Below are 24,125 nucleotides of genomic sequence, written 5' to 3' on the forward strand. Positions count from 1 at the left end.
TTGCGTCGAGTGGGTGGTGGATGTGGTTGCGATGCTTGTCATCTCACCAGGGTCTCGAGGCTCGCCGCACGCGGCTCACACCTCGACCACCGGGGGGAAGGGAGCGAACATACGGTGATGGGAGCGCTCGACCATCGGGGGAAGGAGTAAGCAATTCGATGAGAAGGATCAGCGGCAGGTGGCGATGCCCAGAGCACCCTCACTTCGGGGCGTAATGCAGATAGACGGTGCCGTTGGCGAAGGTCCGTTGCTCGATGAGCCGAAGGTCGAGCGCAGCGTCGGCGGGCAGGGCACGCAGCCCCCCTCCGATGATCACGGGGACGACGAACAGCCGTAAACCGCAGACCATTCCGGCGCGGATCGCAGTAGCTGCGGTGGTCGGCGCGAAGATCTCGACCGAGCCAGGAGCGCTCTCGGCGAGCTGCCGTAGTTCTGCGATGTCGAGCTCTCGTACCAACCGCGAGCGATCGGAGGAGAGAGCGTCGGGACTCATCGTCGTCGAGACGACTACTTTCTCGATCGTCTGCCACCGGCGGGGAACACGAGTTCTGCAGCCGTCCAGCTCCCGTCCTCCGGAGGGCTCTCCCAATACCGCATCAGGTCATAGGTCTTGCGGTCCAACACGTCTGCGGAGGTCTCCGCCATACGATCACCATGCATGTCGAAGATCTCCGCATCCGGAGCACCCCAACCGAAATCGCCATCGGCGTCGGCGACGTAGCCGTCGACGGACATGCTGGTGGTGTACATCAGTTGTCCCATGCGCCGACCTCCTCGTGGCGAAGTCTCCGTGGCGCACACCCTACGGAGACCCGACCACGAAATCCAGAGTTGGGTCATCGCTCGGGGTACCGGCGCGCTCAGATGCCACACGGCCGTGGTGGGCGGCGAGCATCGAGCACACCAACAATTGGATCTGATGAAAGATCATCAGCGGCAGGATGATCAGCCCCACCGGCGCTCCTGCGAAGAGTACTGCGGCCATGGGCAGACCGGCGGCCAGACTCTTCTTCGATCCACAGAACTGAATGACGATGGCGTCGTCGCGACCGAAGCCCAAAGCCTTTGCAGCCCATCGAGACAAGATCAACACCACTCCGAGGACGCCTGCGCACACCGCCACCACCAGGGCGATCGACCCCACGCTGACCGACGACCAGATGTGCTCGGCCATACCGGCGCTGAACGCGGAGTACACGACCAGCAGCACCGAGCCGCGGTCGACGGTCTTGGTCAGGAAGGGGTGTCGTCCGAGCGGTCCTGCGGCCAGCGGCCGGCACAGTTGGCCGGCGATGAACGGAAGCAGCAACTGAAGGATGATCTCGCCGAACGATTCCGCACTCACGTGGACTCCGCCGGTGGTGGTCATGAGGGCGACGACGAGCAATGGGGTCAGCACGACTCCGAGAAGGTTCGACAACGACGCCGACACGATGGCCGCCGGGACGTTTCCGCGGGCAACCGAGGTGAACGCGATCGACGACTGCACCGTGGACGGCACGAGACAGGCGAACAGCACACCGGTGGAAAGGGCACTGCTCAGCAGGTGTGGGGTCAGCACCCGCAGCGCGAGCCCGATCAGCGGGAACACGACGAAGGTGACCGCCAGAACCGTCAGATGCAATCGCCAATGGCGTGCTCCCGCCATCGCCTCGGCGGGCGAAAGCCGCGTGCCGTAGAGGAAGAACAGAAGCGCGATGGCCGCTTTCACTATTCCGTCGAGAATCGTCGCTGCTGCACCGGCGACCGGAAACACCGACGCGAGCACCACCGTCGCGAGGATCAAGAGCACAAATCCGTCGATGGGGAGCTTCCTGAGCAGTCGCATGAAACATAAGTCAACGCGCGTCGAAGCCATTTGGAAACACGTTGACCATGATAATTGTGATCGAGTTTGTCGATAACTAGCCTGAGATGTGTGCTCGATCCCACCACGCTGCGCACCTTCCTCACTGTCGTCCACACCGGCGGGTTCTCAGCCGCGGCACGCCAGCTCGACGTCGGGCAATCCACTGTGTCCGGCCACATCGCCCGCCTGGAGAAACAGGTCGGCAGAACGCTGTTGCGACGCGACACGCACTCTGTCGAGCTGACCGCGGACGGCTCGGTGATGGCCGGCTTCGCCCGCTCCATCCTCAGCGAGTGCGATCGCGCGCTGAGTTATTTCACCGACGACGGCATCACCGGACGCATCCGCTTCGGGGTGTCGGAGGACCTTGTGGCCACAGGGACGCCGGAAATCCTGCGCCGCTTCCGGACCGACCACCCGCGCGTCGATATCGAGCTGACCATCGGACTCAGCGAGGACCTCCACACGAGCCTGCGTTCGGGTTCACTGGATCTGGTTTTGGCCAAACGCAATCCGGGCCAGCGGCACGGACAGTTGATCTTCACCGAGCCGCTGGTCTGGGCGGGCGCGTCGGACACCGTCCTACGGCCCGGTGACCCGATTCCGCTCGTGACCTTTCCAGAACCCAGCATCTCGCGCACCGCTGCGCTCACCGCACTCGCCGACGCGGGGCTCGATCACCGGATCACCTGCGTCTCCAACAATCAGCAGGGGTTGCGCGCCGCGGTGCTGGCCGGGCTCGGAGTGATGGTGCATGCGCGTCGACTCCTGCCCGCCGACGTCGTCGAACTCGACGGCCTGCCCGACCCGGGACTCACCGAGGTCGTGGTGATCACCCGGCGGCGGCCGACGACACGCGCCGAGGCAGCGCTGCTCGCGGTACTGCGGTCCGCGACGTGGTGAGTTCCAGCGTCACGAGGGCTCGCGGATCACTCCCACGTGTCGCACCGTTCCGGACAGGCCCGGCAGTTCCTTGGGAGCCGTCCATGTGCGCAGACCGTCGCCACTATCGGAGTAGAGGTATTTGCCCCTGGTGTAAGCGTCGAAGTACATCCGCCATGCTCCACCGGGCAGTTGGATGACCGACGGCCCTTCCACGTAGGCACCCCAATTGCCCGGAGCAACAAAGGTGTAGGGCCCTGCCAGGGCGGACGCGACGGCGTGCTCGATGACCTTCTTGGTCTCGTTTTTGGTGAATGCGTGGTAGGTCGAGCCCACCTTCACGATGGTGGTGTCGATGTGGTCGGCGCCGATTCCCGCGAGCGGCACCGGCGGCCCCCAGTTCCGCAGCGAGGGGTCCGTCGCCGTCATCAGATACGGGATGAACCCACCGCCGGTCGACATCGACACGATGATGTTGACGCGACCGTTCTCGACGAACCAGTCCGGAGCCCACGCCTTGGTGGTGAACGGCGACAGTGAGGGCAGTCCACTCGACCCGGCGGAACCCGACGAACCCAGCGCACCCAACGATCCCTTGCCGTCGCCGGTACCGGGAAGAAGCAAGCAGCAGAACGGGACTGCCAGGTTCTGAACGAACGTCCAGTGGGTGAGGTCGGAGCTACGCGCGAACCCGATACTGGCGCCCGCGGCCGTGGTGTAGGTGAGGTAGTACCACCCGTCGGTATTACGGAAGATCCGTGGGTCGCGCACCAACCCGGACGGCGGACGATACGCCGCCATCTGCAGGACGTCGAAATGAGTGCCGTCGACGGACCGGTAGACATCCATGTCACGATCGCTGGCGTTGCTGAACGCGACCATCGTGTATCGCCACCCGGATTGTGGTGCGGCTCCGGCCGTCCCGGGAACGGCAAACAGCAACCCCGCGACAGCCAGGACCGCCGATATCACCACGCATATCGTCCGCTTCGTCACCGAAGCAGTATCGGTGATGGGCGACAATTCAGAAACACCTCGGCTCACACGGGTACCACATCGTTATCCCCCGGTTTCGCCTGAGATGACGTTTCTCGCAAGGAAGACCAGGTCGTAGGTCCCGACATTCCGGCGACGGAACTCTCGAAAACCGAAACGGTGATACAGGCGAATGTTCGCGAGACTGTGCTCACCGGTGAACAGTTCGAGTCTGGTGACAGCTCTGGGTAACCATGTGTCGACCGCGCCGAGCAGACGACTGCCCAAACCCCTCCCCTGCAGGTCGGGCGCGACCGTGAGACGACCGAGTTCAGCGGTGTCACCGTGCACCGTGAGTCGTACTGCGGCGACCAGACGTGCTCCGGAGGTGATTCCCAGGGCGATCACCTCCGGGCTCTGCAATTCGTCGACGATCTCGTCGACGGTCTGATCCAGCGGGGGCAGCTGCAGGTCGTTGTGCAGCTTCGCCTCGGTGACATACGCAGCCCGTTGCAGGGTCAGAATCTCACCGGCCCGCTCGACACCGATCCGGTGGACGTCACCGAAGTCGCGGTCGGACCCGTCGACGTCGGTCGTCATCGGTTCGCCTTTCTGACGCTGAGGCCCGGCTTCGGCACCGAACTCGGACGCCAATCCTAGGTCTCACGGTTCGATGTTCTCCAGATCCTCGAGCAGGCTCGGATGCGTCGGCGTCCAACCGAGTGCCTCGCGGGTGTGCGTGCTCGTCGAGGGCTGATCCACCGCGAAGATCGGACCGAACGAACCGAAGCTCTCGGTGGTATCTGCTGTACCGGCAGTCGCAGCCGCCTGCCGATGACCGAAATGATGTCGGCGACGGTGTTTCCCTCGTCGGCGACCGCGTGCCACGCTGTCCCGGCCGGCGCCGATTCCAGCGCGAGGCGGAACAGTGTCGCGGCGTCGCGGGCGTGCACGGCCGGCCAGCGCTGCGTGCCGTCGCCCGGGTATCCCGCTACGCCGCTGCGTCGTGCCTGTTGGGTCAACAGGCCGGCGAACCCACCCTCACCATGGTTGTGAACCGTCCGAGGCAGACGAATCGCACTGGGGCGCACGCCTTTCGATGCGAGGTCGAGTAACGCCAGCACCGATCGGGCCCGGCCGCCGACGGGACCGTCGGTGGGCAACGGATCGGCCTCGGTGGACGCGCGCCCCGGAATCCACGGCGTGCCCGACACGGTGACGATCGGACGGTCGGTGCCGATGAGTTCCTCCCCGGTGGCCGACAACGCGGCGGTTTCCTAGGTGATCGCCGCGGCCAACGCGTCGGCTCCGTGGTCGCCGTGATCGAAGGCGAGGCTGATCACGCCCTCGGACTGCGCGACGCCGGAGCGCAGGACGTCGAGATCAGACAACCCACCGCGCAAGACCTGCGCACCGGCGTCGGCGAGTACCTGCACGGACCGGTCGGAGCGAGCGAGGGCAAGCACGGTGTGGTCGTTGTCGAGCAACTCTGAGACGACGGCGGAGCCGATGGTGCCGGTACCGCCGGTGACGAAGACGTGCATGGATCTCTCCTGACGAGTGATGCGACTGTTGTCTCATCACTGCAGCGCGATGACGGGACACATGTCGCATCACTATGATGACCACATGGCTCGATGGGAACCCGGCGCACGCGAGCGCCTCGTCCTCGCCGCGGTGGACCTGTTCAACGAACACCGCTACGACGCGACGACAGTCGCGCAGATCGCCGACCGTGCCGGCGTCACCCGCAGCACGTTCTTCCGGCACTTCTCGGACAAGCGCGAGGTGCTGGTGGCCGGCCAGGAAACGCTCAGCCGTCTGATGGCGGAGGGAATCGCCGAGGCGTCCGCCGACGCGACACCACTCGGCATGGTCGCCGCAGGTCTCGAGCGTGCCGCCGGCGAGATGGGGCCGATGAACCGGGAACTCGGACCGAGACTCAGCGCGGCGATCGCCGCCAGCACCGAACTCCAGGAACGTGACGCCCTCAAGAGCGTCGGGCTCGCCGCCGCGATGACCGACGCCCTCATCACCCGCGGCGTCGCGGATGCGACCGCGCGGGTCGCCGCCGAACTCGGTGTGCTCGCCTTCAAACAGGGATACGCGAAATGGGCCGAGGGCGAGAAGGACGACGGCGCGCCGCTCGTGTCGTTCGTACTCGAAGCGCTCAGCGAATTACGCTCGGCCGCAGGGTCACTGGGCTGATCCCGCACATGAACACGCTGGCCGCAGGCCGACGACACTCGGTCGCATGCCGGGAGGACGGGACGGCAGTGGCGACCGGCGACGGTCGCGCCGGGGAATGTGACGTCTCGTCGTGGTCGGGTATCTGTGCCGCGGCCGCCGGCAACGTGCATGCCGCGCGCAATACCGGCCGATCCCACAGCGTCGGGTTGCGCAGCGACGGAACGGTTCTCGCCGCAGGGTGGAACGGTGACGGACAGACCGACGTCGGCCGATGGCGTGAGATCGTCGGCGTGGCAGCCGGATGGAGAACCACTCTCGGCCTCCGCGCGGATGGCACCGTGGTCGCGACCGGTCGCACCGCGGAGGGTCAGTGTGATGTGGCCGCCTGGAAAGACGCCGTCTCGATCGCGTGCGGAGACTGGCATTCGGTCGCCGTATTGGCCGACGGCACAGCACTATCCACCGGCAGCAATCGGCGCGGGCAGGGTGCGGTCGGCGGCTGGCACGACCTGATCGGCATCGGCGCCGGCTATCTACACACCGTCGGCTTGCGCGTCGACGGCACCGCACTGGCCACCGGCGACAACACCGCGGGCCAGTGCGACGTCACCCGATGGCGCACCGTCGTCGCGGTGTCGGCGGGCAGCCACCACACGGTGGCGCTCCTCGCTGACGGAACCGTGCGGGCGGTCGGCGACAATCACCACCGACAGTGCGAGGTCGCAGAGTGGCGTGGCGTTACTGCCGTCGCGGCCGGATCGGCGCACACGCTCGGACTTCTCGACGACGGAACCGTCATCGCGACCGGGGAGAATTCGCATGGTCAGTGCGACGTGAGGCCCTGGCGCCTGCATCGATGACCTGCCGCTCACCCGAGCGGCGCGCCCCCGCGTGGCAAGTCAGGTACTCGCCGCGGAGGCGCTACGGCCTGCAGCGACGGCCGACGCGAGGGCAGCCAGTGCTGCGAGAGCAGCGAAGCCGAGCAGCACCAGCCAGGCCCAGTGCGCCGCCCCCACCAGTGCATTGTGTGCCGCGCCGGCCGGATCGGATGCGTCGCGTCTGCTGTCGTGTCCGGCAACGTGCAGGGTCAAGGTGACAACGGCAACGCCGGTGGCCACTCCAACATTGCGGGACAATGCGATCAACGATCCGGCGGTACCGGTTCCGCGAGCTGTGGCCGCGGCCATCACCGAGGCGTTGTTGGCAGGTACGTACACCCCGAGGCCGATGCCGAGGACCGCCAATGCAGGGACAATCCACGCAATCTCGGTCGGCCGGGACGCGAGCGCCACAATCGCTCCGAGAATCGCCACACATCCCACATCGGTGCGCATGGAGTTTCCGGCCCAGGAGTGCAGCCACGCGGTGGAGGCAACGGTCGCCGTGAGGAATCCGGCGGGCATCGCGAACAGGATCACGCCGGTCGCCGACACCGACCAGCCCAGTGGGACGAGAAGTTGCGGGATGAGCACGGTCGGCGCGATCAGCAAGAGATAACTCACCATGGCGCCCAGCGCGCCGATCGCGATCTGTGGGGTGCGCAGCGTCGGCGGATCGATCAGCGGTGCGCCCGCACGCTTTTCTCTCCGCCAGAACACCGGGAGAATAAGTGCGGGACTCACGAGCAGGATGAGTGACCCGACCAACCCCAGCGGCAAGCCGGAGAGCCCGGACAGACCGACCAGCAGCCCGATGGCGGCCAGCGCGAGCAGAGTGGTTCCGGGCCAGTCGAATCGGGGCATCGAACGCCGTTGTGTCGCGTCGGGCAGGAGCACAAGCGCCGAGACCACCGCGACGACACCGATCGGAACGTTCACCCAGAAGATCGACCTCCATCCGAAAGCGTCGACCAGGAAGCCACCGCTCATCGGCCCGAGCGCCAGGCCCAGAGACTGCACGGCGGCTTGGACGGCGAGCCCGTCGCGCAATCTTTCCTTGGGAATGTTCTCGGTGACCATTGCGATGGCGTTGCCGGCAATCGCGGCTCCACCGGTGCCCTGCAGCACCCGAAACGCGATCAACGAGGCGAGGTCCGGCGCGATGCTGCAGAGAATCGAACCGACCGTGAACATCGCATACCCGTAGAGATACAGGTTCTTGCGTCCCCAGCCGTCACCGAGTCGCGCGCATGGCGCGACCAGCGCCACCACCGTCAGCACGTAGGCCACCGACACCCACTGTGCCGACGCGAGCGACGCGGCGAAGGACCGCTGCAATGACGGCAGTGCCAGTGTGACGATGCTCGAGTCCAGCTGAATCATGAACGCGCCGAAGCTGATTCCGGCGATGGTGTACCAGTGGGACCGCGAGGACCGCTCGACCCATTCCGGTCGCCGGGGCAACTTCATGGCCGGCCGACGAATGCGCACTGCGCCTGCACTGTTCACGATCAGCCATTGTGCCCATCATCAGGCTCTCCGGCGTGGGACTCGCCGAATCATCGGAGCTGATGCCCTACATGGAGAGAGGATTCCGATGAACGAAGCGATTCACTTCGGCCGATCGGCGAGTTCATGTCGCCGATGGACTTGATCGCGGGACGAACCAGGACGCACCATGTCCAGCGCTAAACGTTGAACCGGAACTCCACCACATCCCCGTCGGCCATCACGTAGTCCTTGCCCTCCATGCGCACCTTGCCCGCGGCTTTGGCTGCGGCCATCGAGCCGGCGGCGTCGAGGTCGGCGAAGGAGACGATCTCGGCCTTGATGAATCCCTTCTGGAAGTCGGTGTGGATCACGCCGGCGGCCTGGGGCGCGCTGTCGCCCTTGCGAATCGTCCACGCACGCGACTCTTTCGGGCCGGCGGTGAGGTAGGTCTGCAGACCAAGGGTGTGGAATCCGGCACGCGCCAGCGAGCGCAGGCCGGGCTCGTCCTGCCCGATGGAATCGAGGAGTTCCTGCGCGTCGGACTCGTCGAGTTCAAGGAGCTCGCTTTCCACCTTGGCGTCGAGGAAGACCGCATCTGCCGGTGCCACAGCGGCTTTCAGCTCCGCCTTGCGCGCGTCGTCGGTCAGCACCGACTCGTCGGCGTTGAAGACGTAGAGGAACGGCTTGGCGGTCATCAGGTGGAGTTCGCGCACCGATGACAGATCGAACGAATCATTCTGCGCGAACAGTGTTGTGCCACTATTCAGGATCTCCTGCGCCTTCTGCGCGGCGGCGAGCACCTCGGCGGTGTCCTTGTTCTTGCGGGCTTCCTTCTCCAGCCGCGGAATCGCCTTCTCCAAGGTCTGGAGGTCGGCGAGGATCAGCTCGGTTTCGATGACCCCGATGTCGGCGAGCGGATCGACCCGACCGTCGACGTGCACGACGTCGTCGTCGGCGAACACGCGCACCACCTGGCAGATCGCGTCGGCCTCGCGGATGTTGGCCAGGAACTGGTTGCCCATGCCCTCACCCTCCGACGCGCCCTTGACGATCCCGGCGATGTCGACGAATGACACGGTCGCGGGCAGGATGCGCTCACTGCCGAAGATCTCGGCGAGACGGTGCAGCCGTGTGTCCGGGAGCTCGACGACCCCGATGTTGGGCTCGATGGTGGCGAACGGGTAGTTCGCGGCCAGCACATCGTTGCGGGTCAACGCGTTGAACAGGGTGGACTTGCCGACGTTGGGCAGTCCTACAATACCGAGGGTGAGACTCACGGGCGCCCAGTCTATCGGGCACCTCTCGGCACACCGAGGCCGGTGACGGACTCAGGCGGTACCCGGCACCGCCCCGCCGGTGCCCGCGGAGTCCTCCGTGCCCTTGTTGGCTCCCACGCCCGGACCGCCGTCGTCGGATGCCTCGTCGAGGGGCGGGGGCCTCTCCCCCATCCGGATGGCGATCTGTTCGTTGAGATAGCGCAGGACGACGGCGATAGCCGCCGCGGCAGGCACCGCGAGGAATGCGCCGATGATCCCGAAGAGGCTGCCGCCGAGGGTGACTGCGAGCAACACGATGGCCGCGTGCAAGTCCATCGACTTGGACTGCAGCCACGGTTGCAACACATTTCCCTCGAGCTGCTGCACGGCGAGGATGATGCCGAGAACGATCAGCGCCGTGGGGAGCCCGTTGGACACCAGCGCGATGAGCACGGCGAGCGCGCCCGCGACGAAGGCGCCGACGATTGGTATGAAGCCGCCGAGGAACGTGATCACCATCAGTACCCCCGCCAGGGGAACCTTCAGGACGAACAGTCCGGCAGCGATGAGCGAGGCATCGACGAAGCTGACGATCGCCTGCGTCCGGATGAAGCCACCCAACGAGTTCCACATCCGCACGAGCACCTCACCGAGATGCGCACCTGCCGGATGCCCCATCGTCCGCTGTAGCCACGGAACAAAACGTGGGCCGTCCTTAAGGAAGAAAAACACCAGGATCAGCGTCGTGAACAGGGTGATCAGCACCGATGTCGCGGTGCCTATCCCGTTGAACACTCCGGCCGCAATGGTGCTCGCACTGGACTGGACACGTTGGGTGATCGCCGATACCAGACCGTCGATCTGGTCGTCGCCGATATTCAGCGGCGGACCCTGGACCCAGTCCTGGAGTTTGCGGACACCGCTGACGGTGCGATCGGCGAGTTCCGGGGATTGATCGACGATCGACGGCACGATCAGCCCGATCACGCCGCCGAGCAGACCCACTGCGACGAGCATCATCAGCAGCGAGGCCCCGGCCGGCGGTACGCCGTGCCCCCGCAACCACCGCACCGGCGGCCACATCAACGTGCACGCGATGATCGCCAGAAGCACCGGGAGCAGGATCACCCAGACCTGGCCGACCACCCACATCACCACCCACAGGGCGGCGACCACCAGGATGAACTGCAGCCCGACGATCGAGGTCGACCGCAGCCCACTCAGGAATACCTGCATTCGCGAGGGCGCGGCGATGCCAGCATCTGCCGGGCCATCCGCACCGGGAACGGGCAGCGGCGACGAGTCGTCAGAATCGGTCACGCCACGATCCTCACACACCACTGCACCGAGACCCCGGAGATAGGGCGGCGCGGCGGCGGCTCGCCCTCACTCGGGGACACGGATCCGAGACGCCGAGCGAAGTCGGTCAACGACGACGCAGCACGCGCAGCACGAGCGCACCGAGCGCATCGGCCGCGACCAACTCGGCCTCCAGTGGCGACAACGGACGCACCGGATCGCCGGTCTCGATCGAGTCGACGGGCGTGAGAGGTGTCCACGTCCTGCGCTGACGGGCACATTCGGCATCGATGGTGTCCGGTCCGTATAGCCCGCGCATGATGTCGAGTCCCCAGTCGGGTAACTCTGCAAGCGGGGTCTCCGGCTCCTGACCTCGCTGGCGAGGGCCGTCGAACTGCATGCTCATATAGACATGGTGGCATGAAGTGTTAGCTACGTCACTCACTTGACGAACCTAGGCGATCGTATGCCGACGGACCGGTGAAACGATGGCCGATTCCCGCCAGAAATGCCCGCCCGTCGGTGAGAGGGTGGAGCCATGACCGCTTCCACCGTCACGCGACCCCAGTCCTCGACGACGGCAGGCACCGACCCGGTCCGGGCGTCGACGGGGCTCGATTTCGAGGGGTGTTACCGCGCGCTGCAGGCTCGGGATGCGCGTTTCGACGGCCAGTTCTTCGCCACCGTGCGCACCACCGGAATCTACTGCCGTCCGTCGTGCCCGGCGCAGACCCCGCGACCCGAGAACGTCGCCTTTGTCGCAACCGCGGCCGGCGCGCAGGCGGGCGGGTTCCGCGCCTGCCGTCGCTGCCTGCCGGACGCGGTTCCGGGTTCACCGCGCTGGAATCTCAACAAGGATCTCTCCTCCCGGGCGATGCGGCTGATCGCCGACGGGGTCATCGAACGCGAGGGTGTCGGTGGTCTCGCCGGACGACTCGGGTACTCGACGCGGCATCTGACACGCGTGCTGAGCACCGAACTCGGCGCCGGCCCGCTCGCGCTGGCCCGGGCGCATCGCGCGACCAGCGCGCGAATCCTCATCCAGTGCACCGATCTACCGATGTCCGACATCGCCTTCGCAGCCGGATTCACCAGCGTGCGTCAGTACAACGACACCATCCGCGAGGTGTTCGGGCTGACCCCACGCGCGCTGCGCTCGCTGCGACGGGCCAACTCCCGCAGCGACATCGACACCCCGACCGCAGCATCCGCGGCCACCGGCAGAGGCGAGCGATCGTCGGCGATCACGCTGCGCCTGGCATACCGCGAACCGTTCGACACCTCCTGGTTCGGGTGGTACCTCGCCGCGCACTCGGTCGACGGCGTCGAGCGGTATCGACCCGACACCGATCGGCAGTGGATTCATCAGCGCGTGCTGACCCTCCCACACGGGCCGGCGCTGGCCGAGACGACGCCCGGTGAAGGTTTCCTGCGCGTGCGACTCCAGCATCTGGACCTACGGGATCTGAGTGCCGCGGTGAACCGAGTGCGCCGGTTGTTCGACCTCGACGCCGACGTCGTGGCCGCGACCGACGCCCTGTCCACCGATCCAGCCCTGCGCCGGGTCGTGGGCGTCGCGCCGGGGGTTCGGGTACCCGGAAGCATCGACGGCGGCGAATCACTCATCCGCACCATGATCGGCCAGCAGATCAGCGTCGCGGCCGCACGGCGGCACGTAACGCGGCTGGTCGACGCGCTCGGCGAGCCGACGGGCTGGCCGAGCGCGGCCGCCGATGACGGGGGCGACGACAGCGCAGGATTGTGGCAACAGTTTCCGACGGCCGCGGCCATCGCCGAACACGGCAGCACGATCCTGACCGGGCCCGCCCGCCGGATCTCGGCGATCGTCGGCGCGGCACAGGCGATTGCCGAACATTCGGTGGAACCACACATGGGGGTCGATGCGTCCGATCTTCATGCACAACTACTTGCCCTGCCCGGGGTGGGACCATGGACCGCCGACTACGTCACGATGCAGGTGACCGGCGACCCCGACGTCCTTCTCCGGCACGACCTTGTCGTTCGCCACGCCGCCCGCGATCTCGCCATCGACCTCGACGACACCGCCCAGTGGGCACCGTGGCGTTCCTACGCCTCGATGCACCTTTGGCGCCATCGACTCATCCCCGCAGGCGCCAGTACCCCGCCCAGCACTACCGCCGACACGACCACCTAGGAGCATCCTCATGACCGACCCACTCGAAACACACCCCACGCCAAGTACTTCCACATTCAAGGACGGCGTCGGCCTGTGGACGACGGTCTCGACGCCCGACGGCGCATTCACCGTCGTCACCGACACCGACGGCATCATCCTGGCATCAGGGTGGACCGATACCCCCGAATATCTGGTCGCACTCGTGCACCGCGACCTACGGCCGCACGCTCTGCGCGGTCCCGCAGAGCTCGGCCGCACACCAAAATTGACCACCATCACCGAGTCCGTCGAGGCCTACTACGCCGACGACTTCGGTCCGGCCGCAGCTCAACCGGTCGTCCAACGATCGGGTCCGTTCATCGAAAAGACCTGGGCCGCTTTACGTGCAGTCACCGCGGGCACTGCGGTGACCTACACCGAATTGGCCGAACGTGCCGGTGAACCGGCCGCGATCCGGGCCGCTGCCTCGGCCTGCGCGCGCAACGCCGCGGCGCTGTTCGTGCCGTGCCACCGTGTGCTGCGACGCGATGGAAGCCTTGGCGGCTTCCGTTACGGACTGGACATCAAGCGGTCGCTGCTCGACCGGGAGACGCCCGACCTGAAAGTGCCGCTCCTCGACGCCGGCTGAGCTGCGGTATCGCGGGCGGCGCTCCGATTCTGTCGGTGGTCGCGGGCAACATCACCGACATGATCGGCATCCTGCTCGCATTCCCCGTCGGCATCGTCCTCGGCGTCGCTCTCGGTTGGCTCGCGTGCACGAGCCGATCGGCCACCTCTGTCGCCGCCGCTCGCGCCGAGACCGCGGCGCTGCGATCCTCCCAGGAACTGGTCGGACGGTCACTCGCCGCGGCCTCAGAGGATGCGGCCCGACGGCAGTCGAACGCGATCGGCGCCGAGCTCAGTCACATCGTCGACCCACTGCACACGCTGGTCGGACAGATGGCCGACGAACTACGGCGTGTGGAACGCGACCGCACGAGTGCCTACGCCGGCCTGTCCGAGCAGGTGCGGGGCATGCAGATGATGTCGACGCGGCTCTCCGATCAGACCCGGGCGCTGACCAACGCACTGCACACCCCGCATCTGCGGGGCCGGTGGGGTGAGGTCCAGCTCGAGAGGGTCGTCGAACTCGCCGGGATGACCCGCCACTGCGATTTCAGCACCCAGGTGTCGACGAGTTCGGAGGCCGGGTCGGTTCGCCCCGATATGGTGGTGCACCTGGCCGGTGGCCGCGACATCGTCGTCGATGCCAAGGTGCCCCTGCAGGCGTATCTCCAGGCCGCGGACTGCGAGGACCCGCAGATGCGGCGCGATCTGCTCTCCGACCATGCCCGGGCGGTGCGCACGCACATCACCGCGCTCTCGGCGAAGTCATACTGGTCGGCCTTCGACGACACCCCCGAGATGGTCGTACTGTTCTTGCCTGCCGACGCGGTACTCGAGTGGGCGGTACGCGCAGATCCCACGCTCATCGAGTTCGGCATCACCAAGAATGTGGTGCTCACCACGCCGTCGAGTCTGGTGTCACTGTTGCGGACCGTCGCACTCGGTTGGCGGCACGACGCGATGGCACGTGACGCGGCGGTGATTCACGAGCTCGGCGTCGAGCTACATCATCGGCTCGACTCGGTACTCGGCCATCTCGATCGGGTCGGTTCGTCTCTGCGGAGGGCGGTCGATGCCTACAACTCCACTGTGGGAGCACTGGATTCCCGGGTCGGGGTGACCGCCCGCCGGCTGGCATCACTGGAGGCGCTCGGCGATCTCGACGAACCCACCACGGTCCGCACGATTCACGACACCGTCCGCGAGACCCGCACTGCTGATCACGGGGCCGGGTCGAGCCCGATCGCGCAGTTCGACGCGCACATCACACAGAACGGACATGGCGCCCCGATCGGGTCGCCGGATCGGCCAACATGACCCGGCGGTTGGCGGAAAATCGCTCTTCACCCGGTACCGTCTAGATGTGCCCTTTCCGCAACGAAGCTCTTCCGCGGTGCCACTGGACCAGCAGTCGGTGCTGCCGACCGTCCGTGGGGTGCCCTGGTGGGGTGCCGTCCTCATCGCGACAACGCTGACCGCGATCGGCGCGGTCATGGACGCCAAGAATCACGGCAACCTCGGCGCAGTGTTCAATTTCTGCCTGCTGGTCGGGTGCTGCCTGGCCGCGCTTGCCGTGCGTCGCCGGGCGTTGTTCACCGCGGCCGCCCAGCCTCCGCTGATCGCATTCTGCATCGGCGTACTGGCGCTCTACAGCCTCAACGCCGGCAACGCATCCGATCTCAAGTCCTTGGTACTCAAGGTGCTGTTACCGATCGCCGCCAACTTCCCGTGGATGGCCATCACCTTTGTGGTGACGCTCGTGCTGGTTCTGCTCCGGTGGGTGCTGACCAGGCCTGAGGGGTGGAACGCGAAACTCTGGGGCGGCAAGAGCAGCAACCGGCCGGCGGCGAAACGACGCGCGAACAAGAACACTCGCGCCGCGGGCGCACGCGCTTCCGGCGCACGCAGCGAGGGCGGCAAGGCCCCGCGCACTCGGCGGACCGAGACCGCCACCACGTCGGGCAGCCGCGCGACGACCGCGCGGACGGGTTCGGCTCGTGCTGCCACAAGCACCTCGTCGAGCAGCCGCGCCGGCCGGCAGAAAGACGCCGACGCCCGCAGCACCGCATCGAAGGCCCGCGCGAGCGCATCGGTAGTCGGTGCCGCAGCCAACTCCGCCGATGACTCGAGCCCGGGGCGTCCCCGGCGAGCACGTGCCGGGGATGCGGTCCGCAAGACCACCGAGTCGTCGGAGGCACCGCGTCGTCGCGCCGGCGATGCCGGCCGACCCACCGCGCGACCGGCCTCTGTCACCTCCGAGGAGACCACGCGCATCCCCGCCGATCAGCCCGACCGACCGCGCCCACGCGCCCGAACGGCGGCCGCGGAACTCGACCGATACGAGTCCGGCGCTGCCGCCGCCTATCAATCGACGCGCTCACGCAACCGCTCCTGACCGGCGCTCGGTGCGTCGATGCCGACGAAACTCCTACGCACTGCGGTGCTCCGACACCCACCGCCCGAGCGTGCGCGCTGCCTCGTCGACGAGTGACGGCCAGTCCATCGCACCTTCGTCGGCACCGTCGGTGACCACCTTGACCAGCCGGCAGGGCACCCCGAACACCGCTGCCACATGGGCAATCGCGGCGCCCTCCATGTCAACAAGATCGGCGCCGGCGGCCAGTTCAGCGCGGCGGACCGGATCGGCGACGAAGGTGTCGCCCGTGGCGAGCACTGTGCCGTCGCCGTCGGGCAGCTCCCATCGGTCGACGATCGGATAACCCATCGCCCGCAGCTCGGTGCTGCTGATGTCGTGTTCGATGACAGCCGACGGTACGAACAGCCCTTCGTGATCGACCGGGAGATGGTGGTCGTGCAGCGCGCCGGCGGTCCCGATGTTGACGATGCGTGTCACCGCGGGCCCGGTGCTCAGTTCTCGCGTCAACGCAACCGACGCGGCGACCTTTCCGATGCCGGTGACCAGAAGCCGGGTGCCGTCGGGGATGTGGCGTGCCTCCGACCAGGTCGCGGAGACGACCAGTATCCCGGTATCGGACGACGAGGAATCTGCGCGCATCCGATGATTGTCCGTCAGCCACTCAGCGCGTGAGCGCGAGGGTTGCCTGCGCCGCCCGCCCCAACGCCGACCCGTAGGACGGTCCGTGGCCTGCGGCGTGGACGGCCAGCGGATGCAGTTGGTGCAGCGGAATTCGGTCGCGCCACCCAGCTGCCAGTGGGCGGGTCTGGTCGTAGGCGGAGACGATGGCGTCGAGGTGCGGACAGCCGAACAGCACGAGCATCGCCAGGTCTGTCTCGCGGTGACCGCCGTGGGCGGCCGGATCGATCATCACCACACCGTCGGGTGTCCACATCACGTTGCCGCTCCACAGGTCCCCGTGCAGCCGGCTCGGTGGCTCGTCGTCGTCGAAGACTCCGTCGGCGATGACCGCACACGCCGACCGGGTCAATTCCTCGTCGTCGGCGGTGAGATATCCGGCGCGGCGCGCGGATTCGAGGTAGGGCTCGACGCGTTCGGCGGCGTAGAAGGCACCCCAACTCGCGTGGGTGCGGGAACTCAGCGGCCGTTCGCCGATGAACTGTCGTCCGTGGTATCCCGCGGGCGGCGCCCCGAACGACTCGGCACCCGCGTCATGCATTCGCGCCAGAGCGGCGCCGAACTCACGTGCGGCGTCGGCGTCGGGGAGGTCGGAGTGCAAGCGCTGCAACTCGATTCCGCAGTCCCACACCGCGATGACGTCGACGACGGGCGCTCCGGCCTCCGCCAGCCACGATAGACCGGCGGCCTCGGCCGCGAAGAAGTCCGGATCGGCGCCACTGCGGGTCTTACGGAAGACGTTGTTGTCCAAGGAGTTATCGATCTCGCGCGGCATCCGGGTCGGCGGGCACGGTCTCCGTCGGCGACATCGTACTGATCCGGGCGAGATGCGCGAATCGATCGTTGGCGATGCGCATGAGGATCTCGTAGGGCAATGCGAACTTGCGTGCCCACCAGTATCCGAACCGGATATCGAAGGAGGTGTAGACCATGAATCGATTCTTCTTGATCCCCTTGATGATCGCGGCGGCCGCGGTGTCGGGGGTGACCGAGACGCGATGGAATGCGTCGATCTGCTTGGCCACCCGAGGATCGGTACGATCGATACCGACGATCTCGACGGTGTTGACCAATGGGGTGGCGACCGCACCTGGGCAGACCAGTGACACGCCGATGTGGTGACGACGCAGGTCGAATCGCAGAACTTCCGAGACCCCGCGGATACCGAACTTCGATGCACTGTAGGCGGCATGCCAGGGGAAGGCGAGCAGTCCCGCGGCCGACGACACATTCACCAGGTGTCCGCCATGACCCCGCCGAACCATCTGTGGCACAAAGCATTCGATGATGTGGATCGGACCCATCAGGTTAACGTCGACGGCCGATCGCCAATGCCGGTGCTCAAGATTGTCCACGGTGCCCCAGACCGAGATCCCGGCGATGTTCATCACCACGTCCATCACGCCGACCTCGGAGTCGACCTCATGGGCAAAACTGCGGACCCACTCGTAGTCGGAGACGTCGCCCGCGGAATGGAAGGCGACGTGCCCGCCGGCCTCGGTGACGGTGGCCACCGCCTCGTCGAGCTTGTCGGCATGCAGGTCGGTGAGGACCAGTTCAGCGCCATCACGTGCCGAGGCGAGCGCCGTGGCCAGGCCGATTCCACTGGCCGCCCCGGTGATCAACACCCGGCGGCCGCGCAGGGTGGGAATCGGCGGGTCCATTCTGATCAGGTCGCGCAATGACATGACCTCGACCTTAATCGGACTGCCGAGGACGCTCAGCCGATCGGTAGCTTTCCGCCGAACAGGCCGTAGATGACCTCGAGCATGGCGTTGAGCACCTGCGCCGACGCGTCCTGACCCTCGGTGAGCATCAACCGCATGATCTCGGCAGGATCCTTCGTGCCGAGCAGTTGCTGAATGAACGGAAGGACCGCCGACAATTCGTCGTCGTTGCCGGACGACTGCGGGGTCGCTGTTCCCGGCGTCGTGGAACCCGGGGTCGTCGTACCGGGTGTGGCGGCACCGGGGCTGCTGACGCCGGGGATAGTGGCGGCCGTAGAACCCTTGACGTAGTTGATGATCCCGTCGGTGATGGCCATCGAGTACTTGACCTGACCGTCACGGGCGGCCAGCTCGGCGGCTTCCTGCGGGTTGGAAAGGTTGCCCATTTCGATGAAGACGGCCGGGACCTTGGTCAGATTCACCGCCGCGATATCCGAGCGGGTTTGGATTCCGTCGTTCACCCCGGCGTAATTGGCGGCCGGGAAGCCCGCCTTGAGGAAGGCGTCACGCATGATCGTTGACGCCTTGCGGCCTTCACCGCCCTGCACCTGATTGACCGTCGCATCCGGGATCGGCAGCGTCGGCACGATCATGTGGAAGCCCTTTTTGGTCGTGTCCGTGCCGACGGTGGTCGAATCCGCGTGCAGGCTGACCGCGATGGCCGCGCCCGACCGGCTCGCCGCGGCAGCTCGCTCGTCGACGCATCCACCCCAGCCGGTATCGTCGGGTCGGCTCAGCACCACCCGCGCGCCCTGACTCTCGAGTCCGGCCTTCACCAGCTGCGCGACGTCCCAGTTGACGGTGTGCTCGGCCACGCCATTGACCCCGGTCGCACCGGTCGTCTGGCAGTCCTTGGTGCCGCCGCGTCCGTCGGGAACCTGCTTGGCCAGGTCGTGGCCGGCCGCGCCGCCCTGATGGCCAGGGTCGAGGAAGATCGTCTTGCCCGCAAGACTGGTGCCCGTGGCCGGTGCGGCCGATGCGGGTGCGCTTCCGGTGGTGGCGGTCAGCACCGCCGACCCCGTCAGCAGAGCGACGGCCGCCGCCGTGATCGCGAGTCGCGCTCGCAAGCCTCGTCTCCGGGCGATCGACATGTTCGCACATCCTCAGCGTCGTCGTTTCAGTCGTCGCCACCCCGAATCAAAGCAGCAACACTGGCCACAATAGCCACAGCTTTCACACAGTCAAACAGTCGCGCACAGGATGCGGAAATCGGTGACCTGGGCAGATCGGATTCGTTAGCCAGCTGTGACGTGACGGGCACGGGACCGAGACACGGCAGTCAACTCAGCCTGCCGGCGCGGGTCGCGCAGGTCAGCGCGCGGGCAAGTGTCGGGTGATGTGCAGAATGCCGTGTTCGTCGTCGGCGGTGGCGTCGTCGGCGACGGCCGCGCCCAAGACGATGAGGACCTCGTCACGGTCTAGCCCCGTTCCGATCGCGACGATACTGGTCTGCCTGGCCTGGCCGGCCCACGAGTCGCGACGCACCTCGACGAAGCCGCCGACCCCGTGCACGATGTGGCGCTGCCGATGCCCTGGAAGGTCGAAATGCGCTACCCCTTTGATCCGATAGCAACCGACCGGCGGCCTCTCGAGGAATCGCGCGAGCCTGCGCGGGTCCATCGGTGCTGTCGAGGCGAACTCGACCGAGGTGAACTCGTCGTGCAGGTGTCGGTGACCATGCACTCCGGGCATGTGATGGTCTTCATGGTCGTGCTCATCCTCATGGGCCGTGCCACGATCCTGGTTTGCGGAGTCACGGCGTCCGGCGTCATGGAGCAGCGCATCGAGGGTGAGCTGCACCGGTCCTGCGTCGTCGCCGGAACCGTCCGGTGCGTCGGCATCCGGCGCCACCGGATCGAAGAGCATCGCCGGGTCGACGCGGGCGTCGATCACCGAGATCTGTGCCGCGGTCGGGTTGAGCTCGCGTAGGACCATCCTGATGTCGTCGAGTGCCGCGGGCTCGACGAGGTCGATCTTGTTGAGCACCACCAGATCGGCGACGGCGATGTGCAAGTCGATCTCCGGGTACTCGTGTCGGGTGCGGGCGAACAACGCCGCGTCAACGACGTAGACCAGTCCCCCGTACCGAATCCGGGGATCGTCGGAGCCGGTGACCATGCGGATCAGTGCTCGCGGTTCGGCGATGCCGCTGGCCTCGATGACGATGACGTCAATACGGGCCGACGGCCGCAGGAGAGTCGACAGTGCGGCGTCGAGTCCATCTCGGTCGACCGAGCAGCACATACACCCGTTGGCGAGGCTCACTGCGCCGTCGGACTGCCCGGCGACCAACATGGCATCAATGTTCACCGCTCCGAAGTCGTTGACCAGCACCCCGATTCGCGCACCGACGGAACCGGCACGACCACCCTCGCGCAGCAGGTGATTGAGCAGCGTGGTCTTGCCCGACCCGAGGAATCCGGCGACCACGACGACGGGAACGCCTGCCCGGCTCATCGCGGCGTCACCGAAATCGAGGCATCACCCGACCCGGTGACACCCGCAGCGGCGAGGCAGTCGGCGCAGATGACCGCGAGGTCGCGACCGAGCCGATCGGGATGGTTGGCCACGGAACTCGTCGCCGATCCGCACTCGACGCACGCTGCAATCACATCAGGGTGGTCGGAGAACGCGACGCTCATCCGGTTGTCGAACACATAGAGCGAGCCCTGCCAGAGACCGTCGTCACCGAACTCCTCCCCGTAGCGGACAATCCCGCCATCAAGCTGATAGACCTCCTCGAAGCCGCGATTACGCATCAGGGCGGTGAGCACCTCGCACCGCACCCCACCGGTGCAGTAGGTGACCACCGGACGCTTCTTGAGGTGGTCGTAGACGCCGCTGTCGAGCAGCGGCACGAAGTCGCGGGTGGTCTCCACCGGCGGGGTGAGCGCGCCGGTGAATCTGCCGATCTCCGACTCGATGCGGTTGCGGCCGTCGAGGAAGACGACGTCGTCGCCGCGCTGCTCAACGAGTTGATGCAGATCGCGGGGGGTCAGCCGGTCACCTCCACCGATCACGCCGGACTCGTTGACCTTCAGTTCCTCAGGCGCGCCGAAGGTGACGATCTCCGGTCGCACGCGCACCGACAACCGCGGGAAGTCGTCGCCGGCGCCCTCCGACCATTTGATGTCGGCGTGAGCGAACGGGGGGTATTCGCGGGTGGCCCTGACGTACCGTTTCACTGCGGCGAGATCTCCGCCGACGGTGCTGTTGATGCCGTGCCGTGACAGGATGATTCTGCCGCGCAACCCGAGAGCCGAACACACGGCCTGCTGCCACAGCCGGATCGCCTCAGGGTCGGGCAACGGGGTGAACACGTAGAACAGGACGATCTTGGGGGTCGACACAGTGCAAGGGTACGGATCGCGATGGTCGCGCCGCGTGTCGATGGCACTGGCCGCGATCGGGATCGTCTTCCTCGGCGCCGGCACAACGGCATGCTCGCTGTCGGGCGGCAACGGTCCATCCCAGATCGTGCTGCCTCCGACCGATCAGCTGACCACCGAGTCCGATGTTCCGAGCACGTCGACGACGTCCGCCTCGATCACCAACACCGCCACCGAATTACCGGATTGGAGTATCGGCCGGGTGGTCTCGCTCGCACCACGCGCCGATAATTCCAATTATCACATCGGCGCCACCGGCTCGACGGATCCACTGCAAGAAACGTCGGGATTTCACTTCTCCACCCCTGACCGAAATCTCAGTTGTTCCACCGACAACAATGGGCGTGCCACCTTGGCGTGCCGCATCAACAACGCAGCTGCGAACGGCACTCCGCCGGCGTCGGAACCATCGAGCTGTCAATGGGCAGCAAACCTGATCACGGTGAGCGCCGACGGCCCCACTCACGGCGCCTGCTCCAACGAGTATCCGGTGCTCTATCGCAGTTCGATTGTCGACTTCGGGACGACGATTGCCGTCGGTCGATTCCAGTGTCTGGTCTCCCCGTCGGGCACGTATTGCCTCGAGTCGACCTCCGATACCGGATTCGCGGTCACCTCAACGGGTTATCGCACGATCTACGCGAACGAACGCGCACCGCAGTCGCTGCTCGGCCTCGACGACACTGACTCCACCGACGCCGCCGGCACTCCGTCCGACGCCGATGAAACGTCGAATCCCGCACCACCAAGCTGAGGATTCCTTCACGTTTTTCTCCGATTTTCAGCGTCTGTTGAGTGAGTGATTCTTTCAGGTTTCTCTTATTCAATTCCGGCTACCATACAGCTACGCCCCGCATTCTGGGTAGTGTCGATATTTCGGCGACGCCCGGCAGCCGCCATTTACGGCGGGCAGAAATGAAGGCTCTGGAGGTCCACATGGCAAAGGTTCAATCGGTCGAGATCGTCGACGACATCGACGGCAAGATTCTCGACGACTACGAGACCGTCCGTTGGTCGATCGACGGCAAGGATTACGAGTTCGACACCTCGGCAGGCCACGCTCAGCAATTCCGCGACACGGTGGCCCGATACATCGAGGTGTCGCGCACCGCTGGTTCGGCCCGCACACCGGCCGCCAAGCGCGCCACGAGAGGCGGCGCGGGCACCCGCAGCACAGAGCAGACGCAGGCCATCCGCACGTGGGCAACCGAGAACGGGTTTGAGGTCAGAGATCGCGGCCGCATTCCGGCCACCGTGCTCGAGGCCTTCGAAGCGGCTCACTGACCCACCCCCTGCCACCGTGCAGCGACGCTTGCCGACGCTCGACAACGGTCCTGGCCGAACGCTCGGCCCGCTCGTCGGTGACCACCCGTTACAGTCGAGTGCGTGACTGAGCGGCGCAAGACCTCGAAAGCCTCGCGCGCGACGCCCTCGGCCGCGTCGTCGCGGAAGTCCGCCACGTCGACACCGTCCGGCCATCAGCCCCGGTCGACCTCCAGCAAGGCGACCTATGTGCTTGTCGGCGTCGCTGTGGTGGCAGTGGCGGCGCTGGTCATCCTCGGCTTCGTCTGGAACGCGAACAAGAAGGACCTGGGGCCGGTCAGTGACACCGTGCTCAACGAGAACGCCGCGCTGATCGTGGGTGAACCCGCCGCGCCGACCACCATCGATGTATTCGAGGACTTCCTCTGTCCGGTATGCCAGCAGTTCGAGAAGCAGTCCGGCCAGCCGATCATCGATGCCGTCAATTCCGGCAAGCTCAGGGTGCGCTATCACATGCTGACGTTCCTCAACTCGAGGTCGGCGTCGGGTGACTACTCCGAACGTGCAGCTGGGGCCCTGCAATGTGTCGGTGACGCCAAGGACCCGGCACTTTTCTTCCGATTCCACACCGCACTGTTCGTCGATCAGCCCAAGGAGAACGGCGACTCCGACCACTCCGACGCCCAGCTGGCACAAATCGCCACCGCGCAGGGAGCCGCTCCCCCGACACCACAGTGCATCGCCACCGGCGCCAAGCTCGCCGAGGCAAAGCAGGCTGCAGCACAGTCGCGCACTCAACTCGAGAAGGCCATGGAAACGACGGCAGTGGGCACCCCGACGGTGTTGCTGAACGGAGAGCCGGTCAACGGGATCACCGACGGACCGGGGTGGCTGACGGCGATTCTCACCAAGGAGACCGAGTGAACGACCGCCTCCCGAGACTGCGTCGCTGACAAGGCGATTTGTTTACCGTTCACGCGATGGTGTAACTTCGCCAGTGCCCATTTCGAGGGGCGCGAGAACAGAATACGGGGCTATGGCGCAGCTGGTAGCGCACCACACTGGCAGTGTGGGGGTCAGGGGTTCGAGTCCCCTTAGCTCCACTCG

The 24,125-nt window shown here is 66.3% G+C and carries 23 protein-coding genes, 1 tRNA gene and 2 pseudogenes; 11 read left to right on the plus strand and 15 right to left on the minus strand.

Going from position 1 to position 24,125, the window contains the following annotated elements; all coding sequences use genetic code 11:
• Positions 1 to 199: 199 nt before the first annotated feature.
• Positions 200 to 762: pseudogene (locus EF294_RS04190) on the minus strand (dihydrofolate reductase family protein).
• Positions 763 to 802: 40 nt separating this feature from the next.
• Positions 803 to 1,828, minus strand: a complete 1,026-nt coding sequence (locus EF294_RS04195) for a bile acid:sodium symporter family protein (protein WP_123925962.1) — start codon at positions 1,826 to 1,828, stop codon at positions 803 to 805.
• Positions 1,829 to 1,918: 90 nt separating this feature from the next.
• Here EF294_RS04195 and EF294_RS04200 point away from each other — a divergent pair, with 90 nt between their 5' ends.
• Positions 1,919 to 2,752: a LysR family transcriptional regulator gene (locus EF294_RS04200; RefSeq protein WP_123925964.1), complete on the plus strand. Its 834-nt coding sequence runs from the start codon at positions 1,919 to 1,921 to the stop codon at positions 2,750 to 2,752.
• A 9-nt stretch (positions 2,753 to 2,761) separates the two neighbouring features.
• Here EF294_RS04200 and EF294_RS04205 read toward each other — a convergent pair whose 3' ends face one another.
• From EF294_RS04205 to EF294_RS04215, 3 genes and pseudogenes are all read right to left on the minus strand, one after another.
• Positions 2,762 to 3,706, minus strand: a complete 945-nt coding sequence (locus EF294_RS04205) for a glycoside hydrolase family protein (protein WP_123926645.1) — start codon at positions 3,704 to 3,706, stop codon at positions 2,762 to 2,764.
• A gap of 84 nt (positions 3,707 to 3,790) precedes the next feature.
• Complete coding sequence (locus EF294_RS04210) at positions 3,791 to 4,306, minus strand: GNAT family N-acetyltransferase (protein ID WP_123925966.1); 516 nt, start codon at positions 4,304 to 4,306, stop codon at positions 3,791 to 3,793.
• A 63-nt stretch (positions 4,307 to 4,369) separates the two neighbouring features.
• Positions 4,370 to 5,250, minus strand: a pseudogene (locus EF294_RS04215) (SDR family oxidoreductase).
• Positions 5,251 to 5,335: 85 nt separating this feature from the next.
• Between EF294_RS04215 and EF294_RS04220 the strand changes: the two are divergent.
• Positions 5,336 to 5,914, plus strand: coding sequence for a TetR/AcrR family transcriptional regulator (locus tag EF294_RS04220; protein ID WP_123925968.1), 579 nt, complete (start codon positions 5,336 to 5,338; stop codon positions 5,912 to 5,914).
• 68 nt (positions 5,915 to 5,982) lie between these two features.
• On the plus strand, positions 5,983 to 6,756 hold the full coding sequence (locus EF294_RS04225; RefSeq protein WP_246007676.1) for an RCC1 domain-containing protein: 774 nt from the start codon (positions 5,983 to 5,985) through the stop codon (positions 6,754 to 6,756).
• A gap of 39 nt (positions 6,757 to 6,795) precedes the next feature.
• On the opposite strand, the gene EF294_RS04230 is transcribed toward EF294_RS04225, so the two are convergent.
• The 4 genes from EF294_RS04230 to EF294_RS04245 all read right to left on the minus strand — a co-directional run bounded on the left by EF294_RS04230 (position 6,796) and on the right by EF294_RS04245 (position 11,226).
• Positions 6,796 to 8,283, minus strand: a complete 1,488-nt coding sequence (locus tag EF294_RS04230) for an MFS transporter (protein ID WP_123925972.1) — start codon at positions 8,281 to 8,283, stop codon at positions 6,796 to 6,798.
• Positions 8,284 to 8,462: 179 nt separating this feature from the next.
• Positions 8,463 to 9,542, minus strand: coding sequence for a redox-regulated ATPase YchF (gene ychF / locus EF294_RS04235; RefSeq protein ID WP_123925974.1), 1,080 nt, complete (start codon positions 9,540 to 9,542; stop codon positions 8,463 to 8,465).
• Between the two features lie 51 nt (positions 9,543 to 9,593).
• On the minus strand, positions 9,594 to 10,862 hold the full coding sequence (locus EF294_RS04240) for an AI-2E family transporter (protein WP_123925976.1): 1,269 nt from the start codon (positions 10,860 to 10,862) through the stop codon (positions 9,594 to 9,596).
• Positions 10,863 to 10,947: 85 nt separating this feature from the next.
• The gene (locus EF294_RS04245; protein WP_123925978.1) at positions 10,948 to 11,226 is read right to left on the minus strand and encodes a hypothetical protein; all 279 of its coding nucleotides are present in this window, start codon (positions 11,224 to 11,226) and stop codon (positions 10,948 to 10,950) included.
• Between the two features lie 132 nt (positions 11,227 to 11,358).
• Here EF294_RS04245 and EF294_RS04250 point away from each other — a divergent pair, with 132 nt between their 5' ends.
• The 4 genes from EF294_RS04250 (at position 11,359) to EF294_RS04265 (ending at position 15,979) form a co-directional block, all read left to right on the plus strand.
• Positions 11,359 to 12,996: a DNA-3-methyladenine glycosylase 2 family protein gene (locus tag EF294_RS04250; protein ID WP_123925980.1), complete on the plus strand. Its 1,638-nt coding sequence runs from the start codon at positions 11,359 to 11,361 to the stop codon at positions 12,994 to 12,996.
• A 10-nt stretch (positions 12,997 to 13,006) separates the two neighbouring features.
• Positions 13,007 to 13,606, plus strand: coding sequence for a methylated-DNA--[protein]-cysteine S-methyltransferase (locus EF294_RS04255; RefSeq protein WP_123925982.1), 600 nt, complete (start codon positions 13,007 to 13,009; stop codon positions 13,604 to 13,606).
• 59 nt (positions 13,607 to 13,665) lie between these two features.
• The gene (locus EF294_RS04260; RefSeq protein ID WP_246007699.1) at positions 13,666 to 14,901 is read left to right on the plus strand and encodes a DNA recombination protein RmuC; all 1,236 of its coding nucleotides are present in this window, start codon (positions 13,666 to 13,668) and stop codon (positions 14,899 to 14,901) included.
• A 76-nt stretch (positions 14,902 to 14,977) separates the two neighbouring features.
• Positions 14,978 to 15,979, plus strand: a complete 1,002-nt coding sequence (locus EF294_RS04265) for a DUF6542 domain-containing protein (RefSeq protein WP_123925986.1) — start codon at positions 14,978 to 14,980, stop codon at positions 15,977 to 15,979.
• A 33-nt stretch (positions 15,980 to 16,012) separates the two neighbouring features.
• On the opposite strand, the gene EF294_RS04270 is transcribed toward EF294_RS04265, so the two are convergent.
• The 6 genes from EF294_RS04270 to trhO all read right to left on the minus strand — a co-directional run bounded on the left by EF294_RS04270 (position 16,013) and on the right by trhO (position 21,716).
• Complete coding sequence (locus tag EF294_RS04270) at positions 16,013 to 16,600, minus strand: nucleosidase (RefSeq protein WP_123925988.1); 588 nt, start codon at positions 16,598 to 16,600, stop codon at positions 16,013 to 16,015.
• Positions 16,601 to 16,622: 22 nt separating this feature from the next.
• On the minus strand, positions 16,623 to 17,414 hold the full coding sequence (locus EF294_RS04275; RefSeq protein ID WP_246007677.1) for a fructosamine kinase family protein: 792 nt from the start codon (positions 17,412 to 17,414) through the stop codon (positions 16,623 to 16,625).
• Positions 17,395 to 18,327, minus strand: coding sequence for an SDR family oxidoreductase (locus tag EF294_RS04280; protein ID WP_123925992.1), 933 nt, complete (start codon positions 18,325 to 18,327; stop codon positions 17,395 to 17,397). Before EF294_RS04280 ends, EF294_RS04275 begins: the two co-directional genes overlap by 20 nt.
• Before the next feature lie 32 nt (positions 18,328 to 18,359).
• Positions 18,360 to 19,457, minus strand: a complete 1,098-nt coding sequence (locus EF294_RS04285; protein WP_123925994.1) for an N-acetylmuramoyl-L-alanine amidase — start codon at positions 19,455 to 19,457, stop codon at positions 18,360 to 18,362.
• 220 nt (positions 19,458 to 19,677) lie between these two features.
• A complete protein-coding gene (locus tag EF294_RS04290; RefSeq protein ID WP_123925996.1) occupies positions 19,678 to 20,823 on the minus strand; it encodes a CobW family GTP-binding protein in 1,146 nt (381 codons plus the stop codon).
• On the minus strand, positions 20,820 to 21,716 hold the full coding sequence (gene trhO, locus EF294_RS04295) for an oxygen-dependent tRNA uridine(34) hydroxylase TrhO (protein WP_123925998.1): 897 nt from the start codon (positions 21,714 to 21,716) through the stop codon (positions 20,820 to 20,822). The genes EF294_RS04290 and trhO overlap by 4 nt, the downstream gene beginning before the upstream one ends.
• Before the next feature lie 40 nt (positions 21,717 to 21,756).
• On the opposite strand from trhO, the gene EF294_RS04300 reads away from it, so the two are divergent.
• The 4 genes from EF294_RS04300 (at position 21,757) to EF294_RS04315 (ending at position 24,121) form a co-directional block, all read left to right on the plus strand.
• Positions 21,757 to 22,509, plus strand: a complete 753-nt coding sequence (locus EF294_RS04300; RefSeq protein ID WP_123926648.1) for a hypothetical protein — start codon at positions 21,757 to 21,759, stop codon at positions 22,507 to 22,509.
• 182 nt (positions 22,510 to 22,691) lie between these two features.
• Positions 22,692 to 23,039 (plus strand): histone-like nucleoid-structuring protein Lsr2, encoded by a 348-nt coding sequence (locus EF294_RS04305; protein ID WP_123926000.1) that lies wholly within the window; start codon positions 22,692 to 22,694, stop codon positions 23,037 to 23,039.
• A gap of 102 nt (positions 23,040 to 23,141) precedes the next feature.
• Positions 23,142 to 23,942 carry a DsbA family protein gene (locus tag EF294_RS04310; protein WP_425459393.1) on the plus strand — a complete coding sequence of 267 codons (801 nt, stop codon included), beginning with the start codon at positions 23,142 to 23,144 and terminating at the stop codon, positions 23,940 to 23,942.
• 106 nt (positions 23,943 to 24,048) lie between these two features.
• A tRNA-Ala gene (locus EF294_RS04315) sits at positions 24,049 to 24,121 on the plus strand.
• Positions 24,122 to 24,125 lie beyond the last annotated feature (4 nt).

The organism is Gordonia oryzae, assembly GCF_003797185.1.
Classification (GTDB): Bacteria; Actinomycetota; Actinomycetes; order Mycobacteriales; family Mycobacteriaceae; genus Gordonia; species Gordonia oryzae.